Here is a 17,483-nt window from a genome sequence, read left to right on the forward strand (position 1 = left end):
CGCGTCGACGGAGGAGTGATCATGACCTACGACGTCATCGTCATCGGCGGCGGATCCGCCGGTTGCGTCCTCGCCAACCGGCTGAGCGCGGATCCGCGGCTGTCCGTCCTGCTCCTGGAGGCCGGACCCGATTTCGCGACCGTCGAGGAACTGCCGGCGGAGGTCGCCGACGCCCACTACGCGCCGTACTCCTACGACTGGGGTTATCGATCGGTCCCGGACGAGTTCGGCAACGAGGTGCCGGTCCCCCGTGGCCGGATCATCGGCGGATCCTCCTCCGTCAACGTCTGCGTGGCGATGCGCGCCCGGCCGTCCGATCACGACGCGTGGGCGGACCTGGCCGGGCCCGAATGGGGCTACCCGGAGATGCTCCCCTTCTACAAGAAGATGGAGCACTACCCGTACGGCGAGGAGAAGTTCCACGGCCTCGGCGGGCCGTACCGCATCACGCTGAGCACGGCGGCGGACCTGGGCCCGCACGTCGCGGCGATGGGAGAGGCGAGCGCACGGCTCGGATATCCGACGGTCGGCGACTTCAACGCGCCGGGCGCGCCGGGCTTCGCGCACACTCCGCTCAGCGCGGCCGACGGCCTGCGGCTGAGCACGGCCGTCGGCTACCTCAACCCGGTCCGCCACCGGCCGAACCTGCGGGTGCGCGGCGACGCGCCGGTCGACCGGGTGCTCTTCCGGGGCACCCGGGCCCGCGGGGTCCGGCTCGCCTCCGGGGAGGAGATCGACGCCAGGCACGTCGTGCTCAGTGCCGGCGCCTACAGCACCCCGCTCATCGCCATGCGTTCCGGCGTCGGAGACCGCGCCGAGCTCGCGGCGCACGGCATCGACGTGCTGGCCGACCTCCCGGGCGTGGGGCGCAACCTCACCGAACACCCCGCCTTCTGGAACATCCACGTCGCGAAGCCGCCGCGGGACGGCGCGCGGCAGATGTTCGGCAGCGTGCTCAGCGTCGCCGCGGGACCGGGCGAGCCGGACTACGACGTGCAGATCCTGCCTTCGGCGGCGGTGCCGACCCGAAGCCTGCCCGCCATGATCGTTCCGCCGGTCGAGAACCACCCGACCGGCTGGGACATGGTCTTCTTCGTCTCCTGCGTCCAGCCCCGTTCGCGGGGCACCGTGCGGCTCGCCTCACGCGACCCGGAGGACGCGCCGATCATCGATCTCGGGCTCTACACGGTCGCCGACGACGCCGAACGGGTCGCCGACGCCGTGCGCATCGCCCGCGGGATCGCGCGCACCCAGCCGCTCGCCGACCTGCTGGTGGACGAGCGGGTGCCGGGTCCGGGCGTGAGCGACGAGGAGCTCGCGGACGCGGTCCGGCGCGCGCCGGCGCACTACAACCACGGAAGTTCCACGATGCGGATGGGTCCGCACCGTGATCCGGACGCCGTCGTCGACACCGACGGCGCCGTCTACGGCGTCGAGGGACTCACCGTCGCGGACGCCTCGGTGTTCCCGGCGATGCCGCGCGTGGCCACCAACGTTCCGACCATCGTGATCGCCGAGCGGATCGCCTCGGTGCTGAAAGAGAGGCTGTCGTGACTACGACGTTCGAAACCGCTCAGATCGTGCGGACGCGCTGGTCCTCGCAGGACGAGGCGGACCGGTTCACGGTGCACAATCCGGCGACCGGCAGGCCGCTGGCCGTCATCCAGGGTGCGGGCGCGGAGCAGGTGGACCAGGCGGTCCGCGCCGCGTACGAGGCGCACTTCGCGTGGAAGGCCCGCACGCCGCGCGAGCGCGGCAAGTGGCTGTGGAAGGTCGCCCAGGCGATCCGCGAGAACGCCGACGAGATCGCCGCGCTGGAGTCCAGCGACAACGGCAAGCCCTTCACCCAGGCGCGGAACTTCGACCTCGAAGGCGCACCCACCATCTTCGAGATGTTCGCCGGCCTCTGCGAGGCGATCCCGAGCCAGGCGCGCGACTCGGGCAGCATGATCGACATCACGCTGCGCGAGCCCTTCGGCGTCATCGGCGCCATCATCCCGTTCAACTGGCCCCCGCTGCACACCGCCGGCAAGCTCGCCCCCGCGCTCGCGGCCGGCAACGCCGTGGTCATCAAGCCGCCGGAGCAGGCGCCGCTGTCGGTGATGCGGGTCGCCGAGATCGCCCAGTCCATCCTCCCGGATGACGTCGTGCACATCGTGCCCGGCACCGGTGCGGTCGGGGCGCGGCTCGCCGGACACAAGCTCGTGGGCAAGGTCTCCTTCACCGGCGCGCCCACCACGGGCCAGGCCGTGATCCGGACCGCCGCGGAGAACCTCACGCCGACTCTGCTGGAGCTCGGCGGCAAGAACGCCCTGGTGATCTTCGAAGACGCGGACCTCGACTCGGCCGTGCCGTGGGCGGTGGAAGGCGGTTACTTCAACCAGGGCGAGGCCTGCACCGCCGCCTCGCGCGTGCTGGTCCACGTCGACCGCTACGAGGAGGTCGTCCGGCGGCTCACGGCCGCCGTGAACCGGCTGAAGGTCGGCGACGGCGCGGACGCCGGCACGCACGTCGGACCGCTCGTGACCCCCGAGCAGCGGCAGCGCGTGCTGGACTACATCGACCTCGGCGTCCGCGAAGGCGCCACGATCGCGGCCCAGGCGGCGCTGCCCGCCGACCCGGAGCTGGCGGACGGCTACTACGTCCCGCCCACGTTGTTCACCGGCGTCACCCCGGACATGCGCATCGCCACGGAGGAGATCTTCGGCCCCGTCGTATGCGTGATCCCGTTCCGGGACGAGGCCGAGGCGGTCCGCATCGCCAACGGCACCGAGTTCGGCCTGGTCGCCGGCGTGTTCACCCGCGAAACCGAGCGCGCCATGCGGTTCAGCCGGGAGCTGCGCGTGGGCATCGTGTTCGTCAACCACTACAACCGCTCGTTCACCGGCACCCCGTTCGGCGGCGTGGGCGCCAGCGGATACGGCCGCGAGCACGCCATCGAGACGCTGCAGGAGTACAGCTACGCTCGCAGTCTGCGACTGCCCTCCGGCCGCGGTGAGATTCCGCGCTGGGCGCCGTCGCTCGAGGTCCTCACCGAAGGCTGAACCGAAATGAGCACGACGATGCGCGCAGCGGTCTGTGTCCGGGCGGGCGGCCCGGAGGTACTCGAGATCCGCGAACTGCCGATGCCTCCGGTCCGCGACGGCTGGAGCCTGGTCCGGGTGGAGGGCGCGGGTCTCAACCGATCCGAGCTGAGGACCCGTCAGGGGCATTCGCCGAACGTGAAGTTCCCGCGGGTGCTCGGGATCGAGTGCGTGGGAACGGTGGCGGACTCGACCGACGCCGCGCTGCCGGTCGGCCAGACCGTCGCGGCTGTGATGGGCGAGATGGGCCGTGAGTTCGACGGCGGATACGCGGAGTACGCGCTGCTGCCGAACTCGCTGCTCATGCCGATCTCCACCACGTTGCCCTGGGACGTGCTGGCCGCGCTGCCGGAGACGTACCTGACCGCGCAGGGCTCGCTGGACGCGCTGGGCGTCGTGCCCGGCGCGCCCGGCCGCCTGCTGATCCGCGGCGGGACCTCGTCGGTCGGCATGGCGGCGGCCTCGATCGCCTCCGCCCACGGTCTCCGCACCGCGGCCACGACCCGGCGTACGGAGAAGATGGACGCCTTGAGAGCGGTCGGCGTCGACCACGTGCTCCTGGACGACGGAGGATCACTGGCGGACGTCGTGCACAGGGTCTGGCCCGAGGGCCCGGACTACGTCCTGGACCTGATCGGAACGGCCACGGTGCCGGACTCACTGAAACTGGTGCGCCGCGGCGGGACGGTGTGCGTGGCCGGCTCGCTCAGCGGCTGGCTGATCCGGGAGTTCGAACCGATCGCGATGATCCCGCCGGGTACCAGACTCACGGCCTTCCACAGCGACAGCCTCAAGGGCGCCGCCGGTGCGCCGGTGTTGCAACGGGTCGTCGGCGAGGTCGAGGCCGGCGTCTACCGGCCCAACATCGACCGGGTCTTCGCCCTCGACGACATCGTCGAGGCGCACCGGCACATGGAGAACGACCAGGCGACCGGGAAGGTCGTCGTGCTGCCCGGGACCAAGTTCTGATTTCGCTGCGGAGAGGAATGGACGGATGGGAACGGAGTTCGCCGAGACAGTGGTGATAGGCGGCGGTCAGCAGGGATGCTCGGTCGCGGGCGCGCTCTCCCGGCTGGGCTACCAGGCGTTGGTGATCGAGCGCGGCGAGATCGGCCAGGCGTGGGCCAACGAGCGCTGGGACAGCCTGCGCGTCAACACGCCGAACAGGACGGTCGCCTTTCCCGACTGGCCGTACGACGGGGACGATCCCGAAGGGTACATGCCGGCCCGGGAGGTGGCCGGACGTCTCCGGAGCTACGTGGCCGCGATGGGCATTCAGGTCCGCGAGCACACCGGTGTCCGGATGGTCGAGTTCCCGATCGACGAGGCGCTCCACGAGGGCGCGCGCTTCCGTGTCCGCCTGGACGACGGCGACGTCGTCGAAGCCCGCAACGTCGTCGCGGCGCTCGGCGGGTACTCCTCGCCACGTGTGCCGGAGGTGGCCGCGGGCGTGGACCTCTCGGTCACCCAGCTGCACGCGCGTTACTACCGCAACCCGGAGTCCCTGCCGAGCGGCGCGGTTCTCATCGTGGGCGCGGGGAACAGCGGCCAGCAGATCGCGGACGACCTCCGCGACGCCGGCCGGGACGTGTACCTCGCGGTCGGAGGGCACAAGACCGCGCCCCGGCGTTACCGTGGCGCGCAGATCCTCGACTGGCTGCAGCTGCTGCTGCCGGAGGGCAACCTCGAGACCGCGTCGGGTGGACGCGGTGACTCCCCCGTGCTGCCCGGGGTGTCTGTGCTCAGCGGGAAGGACGGCGGCCAGGACCTGAGCCTGCCGATCCTGGCGGCGAAGGGCGTCACGCTCGTCGGCTCCGTCCGCGGCGCGCAGGGCGGTGTGCTGGTGCTGGAGGACAACGTCCGCGCCGTGGCGCAGGCGGCCGCCGACAAGGAGAGCGAGCTGCTGAAGGCCATCGACGCGGCGATCGAGCAGCGCGGGCTGGTCGTTCCCGCGGCGGATCCCTCCCCCGAGTACGACCCCTCGCTCATCAAGGACTACGGCGGCACGCTGGACCTGGTCGCCAACGACATCACGACGATCATCTGGGCGACGGGCTTCGTGCCCGACTACGGAATCCTGCCCGCCGAGGCGCTCGACCAGGACGGCCTGCCGGTGCACCGCAGGGGAATGGGCACCCTGCCGGGCCTGTACTACGCGGGCCTGCCCGAGGCCGGGTCGGTGATGCCGCTGCTCATCGCCGCCACACGCAACCAGGCCGAGCGCGTCGCCCGGCACATCCAGATGGACAACACCCTGCGCCACCGCTCGCCCATGGCGATCGGCGGGCTGTGGACCTGACGTATCGGCAGAGCGACGAGGGTGAACGAGGCGGCGATCGACCAGATCGCCGCCTCGTTCGCGTTCCTGCCCAAGCCTCGCGTTCCCGCCCCATGCTCCCGCCGACACCCGGCGCTCCCCGCCCGGAGCCTCGCGTTCCCACCGACGCCCCACGCTCCCTGCCCGAAGCCTCGCGTTCCCACCGACGCCCCACGCTCCCGCTGACGCCTCTCGTCCCCGGCAGGAACCCCCCGGCCTCCCAGCGCTGGTCCGCCGCCGAGCTCTCCGCACGGACCGCGCCGACGCCGACAGGTCTCCCCATCCGGGACCGGGTCCGCGTTCCTCTGCCACCGCGCGGGTGCCACTGTGCCGGCCCCGTTTCCCCACGGCTTCGGCGCACGTTTCCCCGCGCGCCTCCGGCACGAGCTCCCATGCACGCCTCCGGCGCGACGTACGACAAGGCTGGGCGGGACGGGTGACGGCATGACTGTGCCGCCGGAGGCGCGGTGCGCCTCCGGCGGCCGGAGTCCGTGCGGTCACGCCGGGTGGGGGACGACCTCCAGGCCCACGGGGCCGTTGATCATGAACGAGGTCAGGCGGGCGGGCTGCTCTCCGGGGTGGGCGAGGGTGAGATCGGGCAGCTCGTTGAACAGCGTGGTCAGGGCGACCTCCGCTTCCAGGCGGGCGAGGTGCGCGCCGAGGCAGAAGTGGGGTCCGTGGCCGAACGCGAGGTGTTCCTTGCCGTCCCGTGTGGGGTCGAAGCGTTCCGGGCAGTGCGGGTGAAGCTCCGGGTCGCGGCCGGCGGCGGCGAAGCCGATGGTGATCGCGTCGCCCTTGCGGATGACCACGCCCTCACCGAGGTCGATGTCCTCCAGCGCGGAGCGCATGGGCATGTGCATGACCGGCCCCTCGATGCGCAGCGTCTCCTCGATGACGTCCTGCCAGCCGATGGCGCCCTCGTGGATCCGGGTGAGGTACTCGGGATGGGTGAGCAGGGCCTGGACGGCGCTGGTGATGAGGTTGACGGTGGTCTCATGACCCGCGCCGATCATGAGGAAGAGGGTGCCGAGCAGCTCGGCCTCGGACATCGGCTCCGCGCCGGGCTCGGCCGGCAGGAGCAGGTCGCTGGTCAGATCGTCGGCTGGATGCTCCCTCTTGTACCGCAGCAGCTCGCCGAGCCGGTCGTACAGCGCGGTGTGGGCGGCCACCGCCTCTTCCGCGTCGAGCGAGGAGTTCAGCGCCCCGTCGATTCCGCTGCCGATCCCCGCGCGCATGTGTTCGGGGACGCCGAACAGGTCGCAGATGACGGTGATGGTCAGCGGCAGCGCCAGGGCGTGGCGCACGTCGGCGGTGGCCCCGGGGGGCAGGGCGGCCAGCGCCTTGACCAGGCGGTCCGCGGTCGCCTGGACCCGCGGACGCATCCGTTCGACCTGCCGCGGCGAGAACGAGGGCGCGACGCGGCGCCGGGACCTGCGGTGCTCCTCTCCGTAGAAGTTGAAGAAGCTCTCCTGCATGGTGAGCGCGGCGAGCGACCAGCCCTCGGGCACGTCGGCCAGACCGGGCCAGTGCCGGCGGGAGTCGCGCGAGACGCGCGGGTCGTTCGTGAGCGCCTGGATGACGCTGTGCCGGGTGATCGCCCAGGCGCGGACGGGGCCGGGAAGCTCCACCAGCACCGCCGGCCCTTCGGCGCGTAACGCGGCGGCCTCGGCGTGCACCGAAGCGCCGGTGGGATCGAGAACAGGACATCTGGGAGCGGACAAGGACGACATGCGGTACTCCCTCACTGGAGATTGCACGGAGACCTCCACCGGTTCCGCCTGAGGCGTGGAATCAGCTTCTGGCGGTCGTGAGGCCGGGGGACGTGGCGGTCGCAGGTGGTGGTACGGCGGCACGCCGTACGGCCGTGCTGTCGGAGCGTTCCCGCAGGAACGCCGAAGCGGCCAGAGCGATCACGCCGGCGGCTGCCATGTAGACGGCGATCGGCGTCCAGCTGTGGAACCTGTCGAGCAGTGCCGCGGCGATGATCGGGCTGACGGCGCCGCCGAGCAGCCCACCCACGTTGTAGCTGATGGACATGCCGGAATACCGCACGACCGTGGGGAACAGCCGGGCGCAGAACGCCCCCTGCACGCCGTAGCTCGCGGCGAACCCGGCGAACAGCAGCAGGAAACCGAGAGCCATCAGAGGGAAGGACCTGGTGTCCAGCAAGGGGAACCAGGCGAACGGTGCCACCGTCATGGCGACGACGCCGCCGACGAAGACCGCCTTGCGGTTGAAGAGATCACTGAGCCAGCCGAAGAACGGCATGGCGACGATCAGGAAGACGCACGACGCGACGAGCAGCACCAGCATGACGGGCCGGCCCACACCGATGGCCGCGCCGTATTTGAGCGAGAACACCGACCCGAGGTAGAACACCAGGAACATGGGAAGCATCGACAGCGACGCGCCCAGAGTGATCAGACCGTACCGTGACAGAACGTCGATCGCCGGCCGGTTCCTGACGGCGCCCTCGGCCTTCGACCGCTCGAACTCGGGGGTTTCCGCGAGCCGCGTCCGGACGTGGAGGGCGACACCCACGAGCACGGCGCTGAAGATGAACGGCAGTCGCCATCCCCACGACAGCACCTGCCGGTCCGGCAACGCGGTGACGAGGAGGAGCGCGCCGTTGGCCAGCAGCAGTCCCCAGGCGTTGCCGGTGCCGACGACGGCGGTGAGGAAGCCCCGCCTGTTCGGCTGAGCGCTCTCCAGCGCCATCAGGAACCCACCGCTCGACTCTCCGCCGAGGGAGCATCCCTGGATGAACCGGAGGACGCTCAGCAATATCGGGGCGGCGACACCGATGGTGGCGTAGGTGGGCAGCAGGCCGATCAGGACCGTCGCGCCGCCCATCATGACAAGCGTGGTGACCAGCGTCGCCTTGCGGCCGATCCGATCTCCGAAGTGCCCGAACACGAAGGCACCGAGCGGCCGTCCCGCGAAGGCGACCGCGAACGTCGACAGGGACAGCAGGGTGCCGGTGGCGGGGTCGAACGAAGGGAAGAACAGTTTGTTGAAGTAGAGCGTCGAGAAGGTGCCGTAGACGAGGAATTCATAGCATTCGATGCTGTTCCCGATGAGGCTGCTCAACACGGCTCGTCTGCGTTGGCCCCTGCTTATGATGACGGCATTCATTTCGTCTCCGGGGAGTAGTCGGCCCGGGCGGGCGAGCTGTGCGGGGGAACGCGCGCCCGTCGCACAGCCCGCTCACGTCGCCGGGGGGCTAAGGAGTGTCTGACAAATGCTGCCCGTCGCGAGCGGGGATCCAGGTGGATGCATCGCAAGGCGGAGGAGGAGCCGATAACAGCGTTATCGGCGACGACGACAACGCAGCGAGGCGCCGCCTGGGCCACGCGTAGCAGGGCTTGATTTGTCAGACACGACCTAGTTCTGGAAGTCCTCCTCCCACCACTCCTGCGCCGACCGCGAACTCCGCTGTTCCTCCCGCCGCCGCAGCTCGGTGCGCTGGATCTTGCCGGTGACGGTCTTGGGCAGTTCGGCGAACTCGATGCGGCGGATCCGCTTGTACGGCGCGAGCTGGTCGCGGGCGTGGGCGAGGATGAGCTGTGCGGTCTCGGCCTCCGGCCGGTAGCCGGCGGCGAGCGCCACGTACGCCTTGGGCACGGCCAGTCGCAGCGGTTCGGGTGAGGGCACCACGGCGGCGTCGGCGACGGCCGGATGCCGCAGCAGCACGCTCTCCAGCTCGAAGGGGGAGATCCGGTAGTCGGACGCCTTGAAGAGGTCGTCGCCCCGCCCGGTGTAGCGGAAGAGGCCGTCGGCGTCCCGGGTGGCGATGTCGCCGGTGTGGTAGTAGCCGCCGCGCGTGCAGTATGCGGTCGCCTCGGAGTTGCCCAGATATCCGCTCATCAGGCCGAGCGGGCGGCTGGCCAGCGGCAGGCAGATCTCGCCCTCCCCGGGGCCGTCCGGGATGGGAGCGCCGGTGTTCGGGTCCAGCAGCGCCACCTCGTAGCCCGGCAGTGCCCAGCCCAGCGCCCCGTCGACGCTCTCCATGCCCGGCGGAGTCCCGATCTGGGCGGTGGTCTCGGTCTGCCCGTAGCCGTCCCGTACCGTCACCCCCCACGCCTCGCGGACGCGGCGCACGATTTCCCCGTTCAGCGGTTCCCCGGCGGCCACCGCCTCGCGCAGCGAGATCGGCCACTGCGTGAGGTCCTCCTGGAGCAGGCTTCGCCAGACGGTGGGCGGCGCGCAGAAGGTGGTCACGGCGTAGCGCGACATCATTTCGAGCAGCGGACGCGCGGCGAACCTCGGCTGGTTGACGACCATGACCGTCGCCTGCGCGTTCCAGGGGGCGAACAGGTTGCTCCAGGCGTGCTTTCCCCACCCGGGCGAGGAGATGTTGAGGTGCACGTCGCCCGGCCGGATGCCGATCCAGTACATGGTCGACAGGTGGCCGATCGGATAGCTCACGCTCGTGTGCCCGACCAGCTTGGGACGGTTGGTCGAACCCGAGGTGAAGTAGATGAGCGAGGGCTCCTCGGGCCGGGTCCGCACCGCCTCCCGGAGCGGCTCGGCGGCATAGGCCCCCTGGTAGTCCAGCCAGCCCGGCACCTGGCCGCCGACGGCGATGCACGTGCGTCCGCCGCTCAGACGTGCCAGCTTGGGGGTGAGACCGGCCTCGGCGACGACGTGCCCCACGCCACCGCGTTCCAGCCGGTCGGCCAGGTCGTCGGGCGTGAGCTGGACGGACGCGGGGATCACGGCGCAGCCCAGACGGAACGCGGCCAGCAGGCACTCCCACAGTTCCACCCGGTTGGGGAGCATCAGCAGCATGCGGTCACCCCGCCGTACGCCGGCCGCCCGCAGCCACCGGGCGGCCCGCTGGGAGCGCTCGGCCAGCTCGGCGAAACTCAGCGCGGTGTCGGCGACGACCTCTCCCCGCTGGTCGAGGTCGACCACGCGCAGCGCGACGGCGTCGTTCCCCTGGGCGATCACATCGAACCAGTCCGCGACCCAGCTGAAATCCTGTCCCACCTCGGGCCTGGGGAAGGCCCGGGCGCGCGGCAGGTCCCCGTAGGAGGACAGCAGGTGGTCGCGGGCGCGTTGGAACTCGACGGTCGCTGGATTCATGGTGACTACCTCCCGGTGAAGCGTGCGCGGCCAGGGCCCTCGGTGATGAACCCCTGCATGCCGCTCGTACGGTCCTGGGTGCCGAACAGTCCGGCGAACACCGACCGTTCGATGGCGAGCCCGGCGGCCAGATCGGTCGCCAGGCCCGCGTCTATGGCGGTCTTCGCCGCGTGGAGGGCCAGCGCCGGGCCCGTCTCGAAGCGCCGCGCCCAGCGCAGTGCGCTGTCCAGTACCTGGTCGGTCGGCACGACCTGGTCCGCCAGGCCGATCTCCAGCGCCTCCTTCGCGCCCACCTGGCGCCCGCTGAAGATCAGCTCCTTGGCCCTCGCCGGACCGATCAGCCGGGGCAGCCGCTGGGTGCCGCCCGCTCCGGGGATGACGCCGAGCAGGACTTCGGGGAGCCCGAGCCGCGCCTCGCTGCCGCAGATGCGCGCGTCGGCGGTCAGGGCCAGCTCGCAGCCGCCGCCGAGAGCGGGCCCGTTGATCGCGGCCACCACCGGCTTGGGGATGGCGGCGACCGCGTCGAAGGCCGCCTGGAGCACCGCCGCGTGGCCGACCATCTCGGCGTGCGTCATCGCGGCCATCTCCTTGATGTCGGCCCCCGCCGAGAAGACCGTGGGCCCGCCGTACACGACCACTGCGCGGACCCGCTCGTCGGTCGCGGCCCGCTCGGCGGCGAGGCGCAACGCCGCCTGTGCCGCACGGTCGAGCACGTTGAGCGGCGGCCGGTCGAGACGGATGACGCCCACCGCGCCGTCAACGTCCAGCCACACGGCGGGGTGCTCGACCTCGGGAGTGAACGTCATGACCACAGCAGGCCTCCGTTCACTTCCAGCACATGGCCGTTGACGTAGCAGGACTCGGGTCCGGCCAGGAAGACCGCCGCGTCGGCGGCTTCGTCGGCGTGGCCGGGCCGGCCGAGCGCCAGCCTGGTCTTGTAGCGCGACCAGATCCGGTCGTTGCCGGTGAGCTGCTGGCCCATCCCCTCGTCGAGGATTCCCGGGGCCAGGGAGTTGACGAGGATGCCGCGTGGGGCGAGCTCGATCGCGCTGACCCTGGTGAACATCTCCACCGCGGCTTTGGTGGCGCAGTATCCGGCGGCGCCGATCGCGACCCGGGTCGCCATGCTGGACGAGACGTTGACGATCCGGCCGGCGCCGCTGCGCTCCAGGTGGGGGACGGCGGCCCTGGTGCAGAGGAAGACCCCGGTCAGGTTGGTCGTCACCATGTCCTGCCAGTCGGCCACCGGCAGCCGGTCCACCCGCCCGTCCCGGCTCACGCCGGCGTTGGCCACCAGGATGTCGATGCCTCCGAAGCGTTCGACGGTCTCGTCCATCAGCGCGGCGACCGACTCGTCACTGGTGACGTCCACGGGGACGTAGGCGCAGCGGCCGGGTGCGAGATCGAGGACCTCCTTGATGTCATAGGGGTTGCGGGCGGCGCAGACCACCCGCGCCCCCTCCTGCAGGTAGCGTTCCGCGATCGCCCGGCCGAGGCCCCGGGAGCCCCCGGTTATCACGGCGGTCTTTCCGCTGAGTCTCATCGTGACCCTCCTCTCACGGGGGTGGGGAGCATGGCGTTGCAGCCGGCCGTGCCGATCACATCGAAGGTCGAGCCGCAGCCGCGGCAGTCGTAGGGGACCTTGCACACCGCTCCGCCGAAGCGGCCGGCCTGCTCGACGTCCTCGCTGTCGCAGTAGGGGCACCTGGGAGCGGTGCCCGCCACGCGATAGCCGCCCCTGCGCAGCGCGTCCCGGCCGGCGGCGGTCACCGCCGCGGGCTGCCACGCGCCGCGCTCCCACACGACCTCGATCCCGTGCCCCGGTGCCGCCTCGGCGAGCGCGGCCCGCACCCGCCGGGCGATCTCACCGACGGCGGGACAGCTGAGCCGGGTGGGGGTCAGGTGGACGCGGATCCGGCCGTCGGTCAGCGACACCGAGCGCAGCACTCCGAGGTCGCGCAGACCCACGTCGATCTCCGGATCGCTCACGCCGGCGACCACGTCGGCGAGCTGGTCGGCGTTCAACTGAACACCCCCGGGGCGTAGTGGTCACGGATTGCGCGACCACGGGAAAGGGAGTCGGCCAGTGCGCTCCCGCCCACGCCCCAGGTCCGCGTCCGCGGGCCGTCCGGCAGGCGCGATCCGGGTCCGCCGTTGTCGCCGACCAGCGCGGCGAGACGCTCGTGCAGTGTCACGGCCAGAGCCGGACCGGCGGGCGGCGCGGCCGCCGGAACTCCCTGTCCCTGCGACTGCGGCCGGGCACCGAACATGTCGCCGGCGCACTCGGTCACTTCGGCGTAGGCACGCGCGAACTCCGTCCGGGTCTCGGGCCAGGCGGCCAGCGCCCGCGCCCACCGCCGCCAGTGGTCCAGGTGGACCAGTTGCTCATCGCGGATGGCGCTGATCGCGGGCAGCCACTCCGCGCCGGGCTCGGCCTCCGCGGTCCGCTCGGCGAGTACGGCGACGGCCGCGGCGATAACGAGGCCGCCGGCCACCAGGGACGGCCAGTCGGTGAGCCGCTCGACGACGCGCGACACCTGCCACTGCGCCTGCGCCCGGTCGAAGAACCGGGCATCCACAGCAGGCTGGTCGAAGCCGCACAGCACCAGGATCGTCCCGGCGTGCGCCAGCGCCTCCTGCCCGATGGAGCCGACCGCCAGCGCCTCCTCCAGGTCGATGTAGTCGACGATGCGTTCGCCCAGCCGGTTGCCCAGGACGAACAGGTCGTCGGCGAGCGCCAGCCACAGGTCGGTGAGCCCGGGCTCGCGTGCGTCGTCGCGGCGCTCGGTCAGACCGCTGTCGCGGCGTTCCGGCGGGGCGGCGACGGCAGGCGGGGCGGCGGAGCGGTCGCGGCGGCGTGCGGTGGGGAAGCCGGGCTGGCGGTACGGCATCCGGGTCTTGGCGGCGAGCAGATCGCGGTCGCCGGCGCTGGAGACGATCATGTCGGTGCGGCGGACCACCCAGAGTTTGACGAGGTCGTCGCGGCGTCCGTAGGTCTCCTTGGCCAGGTGCCAGGCGGCGTCCGGGCGCGGCGAGACGATGGAACCGACATGGTTGAGAGCCGTGCCGTGGCCGCTCTGCGCGAACACCTCGTAGACGTCGGAGTCGGTCGGGATGTGCGGCATTCACGCCACCCCCTGCAGCGCGCGCCGGTACGGCGCGTTGCGGTCCAGGGCGTTGCGCACCCAGTCCAGCCGCCGCTGCGACGACGGCCCGCCGTTCGCGATGACCTTCTTCACCTGGGCCCAGTCGGGCATCTCGAACTCCCACTCGCCCGAGGGCGCCTGACGGACCAACGATGGGTCCACGTGCAGACCGAGCTTCCGGACCACCGGGATGATCTTGTTGAGCCAGGCCTGGCGTACCTCGTCGTTGCCGTCCGGCTTGAGGCCGACCTGCCACATCCGGTTGGTGTGCAGGGTGTCGGTGTCGGGCGGCCCGAGGTAGGCCAGGATTCGCGGCAGCCACAGCTCGAACCCCTCCTGCACCCGGCGGCGCTGCTCGGCGTCACCGTGCGTCAGGATCTCGTGGGTCAGGTCCAGGGCGTGCTGGTAGTGGAAGGACTCCTCGCGCTCGACCTTGCGCAGCGCCCGGGCGTACGGCAGGTACACGCCCTTCGCCAGGGACTGGAACTGCGTGATCGCGGCCGAGTTCGTCAGGAGCAGCCCGGGGCCGACCTCCTCCCAGGTCGCGAAGGAGTAATGGAAGATGTTGTGGATCCGCGTACGGCCCTCCAGGTAGTCGAGGAGGATCTGCTCGCGCGGCATGCCCAGGTCCTCGGCGACGCGCGCGACCACGTGCCCGTGACCGACCTCGTCCTGGATCTTGGCCATGAGCATCTGCCGCCTGGTGTGGCTGGGGGCGCGGTCCAGCCACTCGACGTACTGCAGCACGCCCACCAGCTCGTTGAGCGCCTGTACGGCGGCGAACCGCCTGGCGCCCTCCCGCACCTCGTCAGGCATCGGATCCCACAGCTCGTAGCAGCGGTGCCCCGCCGCGGTCGCCATCGGCATATCTCTCTCCTTTTCGCAGCGCTTGCCCGGTTTCCGGCGGAGGTCCGGCGGGCTCAGTACCAGCGGACGACGACGGCTCCAGCGGTCATGCCGCCGCCCACACCGGCCAGCACCAGGAGCTCGCCGCGCCTGAAGGGACGGCGTTCGTGCTCCGTGCGGAGGGTGAGCGGGATGGAGGCCGCGGCGGTGTTGCCGAACCGCGGAGCGGTGAGCGGTACCCGGGAGGGGTCGACGCCCAGCTCGCGGTAGCACTCCTCGACCATGCGGGTGTTGGCCTGGTGCAGGATGAGGCGGTCCACGTCCTCCAGCCGCAGCCCGGCCGAGTCGAGCGCCTCGCCGATCACCTTGGGAAGGGTGCGCATCGCGTACTCGCGTACGGGACGGCCCTTCATCCGGAACAGGTGCTCCCCCGCCTCCCGGGCCTGAGCGTCCAGCGGCCGGCGGGTGCCGCCGGCCGTCACCTCGACCAGATCGCGGTACTCGCCGTGGGTGACCAGGCGCCAGTCCAGGACGCCGTACCCCTCGGGCACGGAACCGAGCAGCACCGCCCCGGCCCCGTCGCCGAACAGGCTGACGGTGCGCCGGTCGGCGGGGTCCATCAGCGAGGAGTAGACGTCCGCGCCGACCACCAGGGCGTACTCGCCGCCCTGCCCGGACAGCCGCGCCGACATCATCGAGTCGGCGACCGCCAGTGCGTAGAGGAAGCCGGAGCACACCGCGTTGACGTCGAACGCCGGGAAACCGGACAGCCCGAGCTTGTCCTGCAGGATCGCTCCGGTGGAGGGCTGCGGCTGGTCGGGCGTCGAGGTGCCCACGATGATCAGCCCGAGCCGATCCGCCGCCCCGGGCCGTACGGCCAGCGCCTCACGGGCGGCGTTCAACGCGAGGTCGGAGGTGGCGGTGCCCGGCTCGCGGTACCTGCGTTCCAGAATGCCGGTCCGCTCGACGATCCAGTTCTCGTCCACGCCGGCCCACTCGGCGACCTGCGCGTTGGCGACGACCACCGGCGGAACATGACCGCCCAGGCCGAGGAGCCCCAGAGCCATCAGACGTCCCCTTCCGGTATCCGCTCCTCCGGCACCTGCACGACGGCGCAGGCCCAGGTCCAGGCCGCCCCGCCGCTGATCACCAGCGCGAAGTCGCCCGGCTCGAGCGGCATCTGGTCCCGCAGGTCGGCCAGGTTCGCGAGGAAGTCCCCGCAGCCCATGTGGCCGGTGACCGCGCCGAACCACAGCGCCTCGGCCTTCAGCACCTCGTCCAGCACCGGCATGTAGATGCCGTCCAGCAGGCCCGTTCCGAGCCGCGGCAGCGCGATGTACTTGATCCGGGGATCGTCGAGCCGCAGCCCCGCGTCGTGCACGCTGTCCACGATCACCTTGCGGATCGACCGGCTGGCGATCTCGCTGAACCTCTCCTTGCCGTGCACCGCCATATAGGACTTCTTCGGACGGCGCAGGTCGATGTACTCGTTGTGCCACAAGGGCGTGGGGCTGAAGTCGTCGCCGTGCCGGAGCATCAGCTCGAGTTCGGCGGCGGTCTCGGTGGCCATGGACACGAGCGCGTAGTCGTCGGGTCCCGCGTCGCCGTGATGCAGCAGCACCGCGGACCCCGCGTCACCGAAGCCCAAGCCGTAGTCGCAGGCCCAGCGGTCGAAACCGGGCGGCAGGAATCGGTCTCCGGTGGTGATGAGCGCGGCGCCGAGCCCGGGGTCGGCGGCCAGGTGCATCGCGGCCACCTGGAGGGCCATCGCGCCGCCGTTGCAGCCCTGCTGGACGGCGTACGACAGGGCGTCGGGAGTGCCCAGCTCGTTCGCCACATAGTGCGGTGGCGACCACATGTCGTGTCCCTGGTGGTAGATCCAGGTGTGCAGCACGAGGCCCACCTTGGACGGGCTCCAGCCCGCCCGGCTGATCGCGTCGCGGGCGGCGGCCACCGCCATCTCGGGGCCGGACCACTGGGCCGAGACCGGCAGCTGGGTGAGTCCGAGCCGCTCGACGTCCGAGGCGGCCAGCTTGCCCGCCGTGACGGCGTCCTCGACGGTCTCGTGGCCCGGCGGGAGCCACGAGGTGGCGGTCTTGATCCGCAGATTGTTTCCGAATTTCATCAGGTTCCTTCGAAAGCTCGGGATCCGTGGGGTGATCGGGGGTTTTCGGGCAGGCGGACGCCGGGGGCTGGCCGGCGGTTCGTCTGGCCGGGGGATGTGGGCGCGCCGTGCCTGACGGAGCGCGGTGTGCGCGGTCGTTCACCACTTGGGAGCTGACACTGGTGCCCTGAGTCACCGGTGGTTTCTCGCTCACTATCGCATACCTTCGCGTAGGTATGTAACTTTGCGAACGGCGTCACCCGGGACCGACAGGCGGCCTACGCTGGCCTGACAGGCACCACTGGCCTCGGAAGTGTGTAACTGGGGGACATCCTCACTTGCACAACGGGGAGCCATGCCGTCCCAGCCGCGAAAATACCTGTCGGATGGTATTTTTTGCGTCGTGGCGGTTAACAGGGCACGGGCACCGGTGCGGTACGCCGTGCTCCCGGACGATCGCGTCAGGCCCTGGAGCTCCCGGGGTCGGTCAGCCACTCGGCGAGCACGGCGGCCTGGCTGTGTTCGACGTCGCGGGTGGCGGTCAGCAGCGTCAGCCTGTCGTGGCCGGCGATGTCCCGCAGATGGTCCACGGCCTGCCGCCGTGCGGGCTCGCGCAGCTCGGCGAGGTAGCGCCGGCGGAACTCCGCGAAGCGGCCGGGCTCGTGTCCGTACCAGCGGCGCAGTTCGGTGGAGGGGGCGACGTCACGCAGCCACTCGTCGAGATGCGCGTCCGCCTTGCGCATCCCCCGAGGCCAGACGCGGTCGACGAGCACCCTTCTGCCGTCCTCGGGTGAGGACTCCTCGTAGATCCTGCGGTAGGTGATGTCCTTGCTCATGGCAGTGCTCCCCGGCCGGCCGGCACCCATATGAGTCAGTTGACGTCGCGACGGGATCGTCTT

Annotated in this window: 15 protein-coding genes; 4 read left to right on the plus strand and 11 right to left on the minus strand. The window is 71.2% G+C overall.

What is annotated here, in order from left to right; translation table 11 throughout:
* Positions 1–21 precede the first annotated feature (21 nt).
* Genes FED44_RS21790 through FED44_RS21805 form a run of 4 tightly spaced genes read left to right on the plus strand, consistent with a single transcriptional unit; the run spans position 22 to position 5,382 of the window.
* Positions 22–1,554, plus strand: coding sequence for a GMC family oxidoreductase (locus FED44_RS21790; protein ID WP_138461856.1), 1,533 nt, complete (start codon positions 22–24; stop codon positions 1,552–1,554).
* Positions 1,551–3,044, plus strand: a complete 1,494-nt coding sequence (locus tag FED44_RS21795) for an aldehyde dehydrogenase family protein (RefSeq protein WP_208759114.1) — start codon at positions 1,551–1,553, stop codon at positions 3,042–3,044. Before FED44_RS21790 ends, FED44_RS21795 begins: the two co-directional genes overlap by 4 nt.
* An 18-nt stretch (positions 3,045–3,062) precedes the next feature.
* On the plus strand, positions 3,063–4,052 hold the full coding sequence (locus FED44_RS21800; RefSeq protein WP_208759115.1) for a zinc-binding dehydrogenase: 990 nt from the start codon (positions 3,063–3,065) through the stop codon (positions 4,050–4,052).
* A gap of 25 nt (positions 4,053–4,077) precedes the next feature.
* Positions 4,078–5,382: a flavin-containing monooxygenase gene (locus FED44_RS21805; protein WP_138461858.1), complete on the plus strand. Its 1,305-nt coding sequence runs from the start codon at positions 4,078–4,080 to the stop codon at positions 5,380–5,382.
* A gap of 515 nt (positions 5,383–5,897) precedes the next feature.
* Here the strand turns inward: FED44_RS21805 and FED44_RS21810 are convergent.
* The 11 genes from FED44_RS21810 to FED44_RS21860 form a co-directional block, all read right to left on the minus strand.
* Entirely contained in the window at positions 5,898–7,130 is a 1,233-nt protein-coding gene (locus FED44_RS21810) for a cytochrome P450 family protein (RefSeq protein WP_111701115.1), read from the minus strand.
* A 61-nt stretch (positions 7,131–7,191) separates the two neighbouring features.
* The gene (locus FED44_RS21815; protein WP_167521555.1) at positions 7,192–8,490 is read right to left on the minus strand and encodes an MFS transporter; all 1,299 of its coding nucleotides are present in this window, start codon (positions 8,488–8,490) and stop codon (positions 7,192–7,194) included.
* A 294-nt stretch (positions 8,491–8,784) separates the two neighbouring features.
* Positions 8,785–10,488 carry an AMP-binding protein gene (locus FED44_RS21820; RefSeq protein ID WP_138461860.1) on the minus strand — a complete coding sequence of 568 codons (1,704 nt, stop codon included), beginning with the start codon at positions 10,486–10,488 and terminating at the stop codon, positions 8,785–8,787.
* Positions 10,489–10,493: 5 nt separating this feature from the next.
* Positions 10,494–11,294: an enoyl-CoA hydratase/isomerase family protein gene (locus tag FED44_RS21825; protein ID WP_138461861.1), complete on the minus strand. Its 801-nt coding sequence runs from the start codon at positions 11,292–11,294 to the stop codon at positions 10,494–10,496.
* Positions 11,291–12,031, minus strand: a complete 741-nt coding sequence (locus FED44_RS21830) for an SDR family NAD(P)-dependent oxidoreductase (RefSeq protein ID WP_111701112.1) — start codon at positions 12,029–12,031, stop codon at positions 11,291–11,293. Before FED44_RS21830 ends, FED44_RS21825 begins: the two co-directional genes overlap by 4 nt.
* Positions 12,028–12,513 carry an iron-sulfur cluster assembly protein gene (locus FED44_RS21835; RefSeq protein ID WP_111701111.1) on the minus strand — a complete coding sequence of 162 codons (486 nt, stop codon included), beginning with the start codon at positions 12,511–12,513 and terminating at the stop codon, positions 12,028–12,030. The genes FED44_RS21830 and FED44_RS21835 overlap by 4 nt, the downstream gene beginning before the upstream one ends.
* A complete protein-coding gene (locus tag FED44_RS21840) occupies positions 12,510–13,613 on the minus strand; it encodes a Phenylacetic acid catabolic protein (protein WP_138461862.1) in 1,104 nt (367 codons plus the stop codon). Before FED44_RS21840 ends, FED44_RS21835 begins: the two co-directional genes overlap by 4 nt.
* Positions 13,614–14,501, minus strand: a complete 888-nt coding sequence (locus FED44_RS21845; protein WP_138461863.1) for a Phenylacetic acid catabolic protein — start codon at positions 14,499–14,501, stop codon at positions 13,614–13,616.
* 53 nt (positions 14,502–14,554) lie between these two features.
* Positions 14,555–15,547 (minus strand): 3-oxoacyl-ACP synthase III family protein, encoded by a 993-nt coding sequence (locus FED44_RS21850; protein ID WP_111701108.1) that lies wholly within the window; start codon positions 15,545–15,547, stop codon positions 14,555–14,557.
* Positions 15,547–16,605, minus strand: coding sequence for a ketoacyl-ACP synthase III family protein (locus FED44_RS21855; protein ID WP_138461864.1), 1,059 nt, complete (start codon positions 16,603–16,605; stop codon positions 15,547–15,549). The genes FED44_RS21850 and FED44_RS21855 overlap by 1 nt, the downstream gene beginning before the upstream one ends.
* Positions 16,606–17,045: 440 nt before the next feature.
* Positions 17,046–17,420 (minus strand): DUF488 domain-containing protein, encoded by a 375-nt coding sequence (locus tag FED44_RS21860; RefSeq protein WP_138461865.1) that lies wholly within the window; start codon positions 17,418–17,420, stop codon positions 17,046–17,048.
* Between the last annotated feature and the right edge of the window lie 63 nt (positions 17,421–17,483).

It is taken from the genome of Microbispora triticiradicis (assembly GCF_005864065.1).
Taxonomy (GTDB): Bacteria; Actinomycetota; Actinomycetes; order Streptosporangiales; family Streptosporangiaceae; genus Microbispora; species Microbispora triticiradicis.